The sequence below is a fragment of the Acidithiobacillus sp. TH-A36 genome (genome assembly GCF_057473445.1).
Genome location: NZ_JBYCKP010000475.1, coordinates 1 through 4,226 on the forward strand (window position 1 = coordinate 1; position 4,226 = coordinate 4,226).

The 4,226-nt window shown below is 59.5% G+C and carries 4 protein-coding genes; all 4 read right to left on the bottom strand.

What is annotated here, in order from left to right:
* The coding region (locus tag AC2VLY_RS12185; protein ID WP_486922361.1) for a GlcNAc-transferase family protein at positions 1-901 on the bottom strand (901 nt) is incomplete at its 3' end.
* Between the two features lie 14 nt (positions 902-915).
* Positions 916-1,104: a hypothetical protein gene (locus AC2VLY_RS12190; protein ID WP_486922363.1), complete on the bottom strand. Its 189-nt coding sequence runs from the start codon at positions 1,102-1,104 to the stop codon at positions 916-918.
* Complete coding sequence (locus AC2VLY_RS12195) at positions 1,097-1,687, bottom strand: 2OG-Fe(II) oxygenase (RefSeq protein WP_486922364.1); 591 nt, start codon at positions 1,685-1,687, stop codon at positions 1,097-1,099. The genes AC2VLY_RS12190 and AC2VLY_RS12195 overlap by 8 nt, the downstream gene beginning before the upstream one ends.
* 72 nt (positions 1,688-1,759) lie before the next feature.
* A partial coding sequence (locus tag AC2VLY_RS12200; protein ID WP_486922365.1) for an autotransporter outer membrane beta-barrel domain-containing protein occupies positions 1,760-4,226 on the bottom strand: 2,467 nt, incomplete at its 5' end.

Genomic DNA, 4,226 nt, shown 5'->3' on the forward strand with positions numbered 1-4,226 from the left:
TGGTGCAGGCTAGATAATCGATTCCGGACAATGCGGTAAAATCTGAGAGGCTTCTTTTGTCGCCCAGACCATAAACCCCTCGCAGTCGCCCGGCCACCAGATCACACAAACGTTTTTGCGCCCGCGCTTCGAGATGCGCTACCTGTTCCGCCGGACGCTTCCACTGGGGATTCCAGTGATGACCGCTATGGGCCACGTGCATGGGCTTGTACAGATGGTATAGCGGAATGTGCGGGAGATGATAAACTTCCCAGCCGTGGGTAAAGGCGCGCAGTGTCAGCCCCTGCTCTTCTCCATGAAAATACCATTGCGGGTCATAGGGCACTTCCAGCATAAAATCCCCCCGCGTAAAGAAGAAGCCCCCCGATATATGACAGCCCTGTACCGGTTGCCGCTCGGGAAGGTGCCGGGAGTGAAAACGTAAGGTCAGATTGTCCGGGGTCAGCCCCTGATCCGGCATCGGCCGGGTAATCAGGGTCGTGTCCGGACTGACCTCACAGTCCAGGGTAATGGTATTCCCCACCCTGCTATACCCGTAAGGGTAGTTGGACAGAATGGGCTTGCCCGGCAATCCGTTGAGAGTCTCGATCAGCAGTGTGTCCCAACCGCGCTCAAAAACCATGTGGGAATCTATTTGCAGGGTGTAAGGCTCATTGTCGTATAAGGACTGGATAACCGCACGCGCCCAGGAGACGCCGTAGCTTTCCTGGGGCGTGATCTGCATCAGACGAACGGGATAGGCTTGCAGCATGAGCCGGTCAGAGGTCTGATTCGTCGTCTGATTCAAGACCCCGAAGACCAGCGCTTCGGGATGATCCGCCTGCTGCAGGGCATTTTTCAGGGTATATTCGAGCTGGGGATCGGCATACGCCGCTACGGAAACAAAGATCCGGGGCTGCACGGTGTTATCTCCTGTTATCGGACCCATTGGAGCGCGTCACCAGGGCGTTCAACCCCCTGGCTGGGCATACGGGTCAGGATGCGTTGGCACAGTTGTTCGGCCTGGGCCGCCTGTCCGGCCTGCCAGTGGGCATTGGCCCGCTGCAGGGCTTCCGGCAGAGTCATGGTGGGGGCTGCAAAAGGCTGTGTGGGTGTTTCAGACATAGGGGTTCTGCCGTATCCAGGTCGTGGCGATCCATTTTTCTCCCTGCACGACCGGTAAGCCGGCATGCAGGGAAAGCGGGTGGCACAGGCCCGCTGTATCCAGATTCCGAAACAGGACGCCACAGCCCGTGATCGGGGCCACTTTGATGCCGAGTTCCGGAAAAGCCGTTTCTCCGCCAGCGGCGGGGGTATTGAGATACAAAATCAGGGTCATTTGCCGGTTTCCTCCCTGGCTCAGCGTCTCGCTGCCTTCCGGGAAGCTATCAAAATGCGGCCGGTATTCTCCTCCGGGGGCGTAATGCAGAATCTGCAGGGGCTCCTGATGACTCACGGGAATACCGGTCAGTTGGGCGACACCCTGGGCGATGCTTTGTAGCATCGGATGTTCTTCCCGCTTCGGCCAGCTCATCTCCGAGGATCGGTTGGGAATGGTGATTTGCTGGCCGGAGGCTTCATCGGTCACCGTAGCCGGACGTAAAGTCTGTTGCCCCACGGCAATCAGCTTCTGGCAGTCTTCCGGACTGAGCAATCCACTCCAGAGCGAGAGATCAATCGCCTCTGCCTGCATCAGTCGATACGCCATGTTTCCTCCATCATAAAAAGCCCGGCACAGGGCCGGGCTGAAGCGTTGAACCGCACACTCTGCTATGAAAGGTTACCAGCGATAGTTGGCCAGCACATCAAAGGTGTTGAAATGGGTATGTTGTGAATACTGCCCATTATACGCCACCTTCACCGACCACGGATCATTATGACTACCGCGCAGGGTAATCCCCGCACCCGCATCTAGGGCGCCATCCGGGGCCACCAGCGCATATTCACTGCTGTTATACAAACCCACTGCCAGCGACTGATTGACATGCAGCGTGCCCACGTTACCGGTTCCACCGACAGACACCCAGGGAATCAGGGTGAAGCCCGACATCGGGATATCGGTACCCGCCCGTAATCCGCCGCTGAAGGAGGTGACGCTGGTGTGCAGGGCGCCGTAGTGGATATTCAGGTTGGCGATATAATTCGCGCCCGATTCTCCAAAGCCACCCAGTTGTGTGTGTACATACTGCACTTTGCCGTAGGGCATCAGGAAGCTCTGGCCCAGCGGGATCAGGTATTGACCCTGTAAACCAGCCCCAAAGTACCAGCCGTCGGTATGGCCACTAGCGGTTTCCAGAGTCTGGTTGGTTCCCGCTGAATAGATGTGCCGCAGACTATTCAGGTGGAGGTAGCCCCCGCCCAGGTCTCCCGATATCCGCAGGTGTCCCTGGGTATCGATGGCATAGGCAAAACCGCCAAAGCTGCTGGTCGTGACCTGCTGACGCCCGACTCCGGAGGAGGATGTGCTCGTGCCCGTTCCATATCCGGCCAGGGCGACGCCCAGGGTCAGCGTGTGATCAAGATTGACCCCATAACCTGCCATTCCACCGTAATCTTCCGTGGAAACACCGTTGGTGGCTCCAAAACCACCGAAGCCCTTGCCCCAGGTGCCGATATGGCTGTTGGTAAAGGTCGGCGTACCGGAACCACCCACTTGATCGGCTCCGTCCAGCAGACTGGCGACGACACTCTCGGCTCCCTGGTTAATCACATAGGTAGAAGCCACGACTGCACGGCCCGTATGCACCAGGTTGTTTGACGATGGGATGGGGCTCGGAGCTGCCGTTGGTGCTGCCGTTGGTGCTGCCGTTGGTGCTGCCGTTGGAGCTGCCGTTGGAGCTGCTGTCGGTGCTGCCGTTGGAGCTGCGGTTGGAGCTGCGGTTGGAGCTGCCGTTGGAGCTGCCGTTGGAGCTGCCGTTGGAGCTGCCGTTGGAGCTGCTGTCGGTGCTGCCGTTGGAGCTGCTGTCGGTGCTGCTGTCGGTGCTGCTGTTGGAGCTGCCGTTGGTATCGGTGTCAGCGTTAGGCTGGCGTCGTCAGGGGTATAGCCCATTTTTCCAGTCACATAGTCCTTCAACGGCGACAGACCAGTCAGCGGCCCAAATGTACCCGATACCCCCTTGCTCGCATGTACCAGATCGTATGTCTCTCCTAAGGCATATCCAGAGCCAGCATCGTTCGGCACAATATTCAAAGTGCCCGCCAACGTCGCTACACCGACAATGTTCAACTGGCTGTAGTCCGTGCCTGCCGTCTTGTCTTTCGGGGTGATTTCGATAGCCAGTGTACCCTTGATGCTCTGGGTATAATTACCATCGACCGTAAGCGTGCCGATACTACTGCCACCAGGAGAGACCGTTCCGGCATTGGTGACATTACCGTCAATCGTGCCGTGGCCGCGTAGGGTGCTCCCGGAATTAACGGTTACCGGACCAATGAGAAAAGCAGTGCTGGAACTGGCATCCCCGACTTCCAGCGTCCCGCCGTTAATAGTCGTCCCCCCACTGGGGCCGCCACTGCCATTATCAATGACCGTACCGCTGTTGAAAATCCATTGCGTGACGCTGTTATCGCTGCCATCAAAAGCACCCGTCAGCGTCCATGTCGCCGTATTGCCGGCATCGGTTCCAAATGTGCTGAATCCTTGATATTCCTGGCTGTAACCAATATCTGACAGTTTAAATGTGTCGTTGGTACTTCCCCCCAGATCCAGAATGTCTCCGCCCTGGGTCGTGCTACTGGTACTGACGACGTTACCGTTAAACTCAGAACCGCTTTCGAGGATGAGCCTGTTGCCGCCGCCGGAGAGAGACACGGCATCGGCCCGAGTGCCCGCCCCACCATCCGCCAGACCCCCGCTGATGGTGCCCGCATTGGTGATCGTGGAACCCCCTGTGGAAACCACACCGATGCCGCCGTCGCCGCCGTCGCCGCCTGCGCCGCCTGCGCCGGTGCTGCCGCCGCCGCCGGGGCCGCCGTTACCGCCTGCGCCGCCGATGATCGAGCCGCTATTGGTAAGCGTAAATCCCTTGCCACTCACGCCGTTACCGCCGTTACCGCCGTTACCGCCGGTGCCGCCGGGGCCGCCGGTGCCGACGGGGCCGTAGCCTACGTCGCCGGTGCCGCCGCCGCCGGGGCCGCCGGGGCCGCCGGGGCCGCCGTTACCGCCTGCGCCGCCGGTGCCGCCTGCGCCGCCGGTGATCAAGCCACTATTGGTAAGCGTAAATCCCGTGCCGCTCACTCCATCGCCG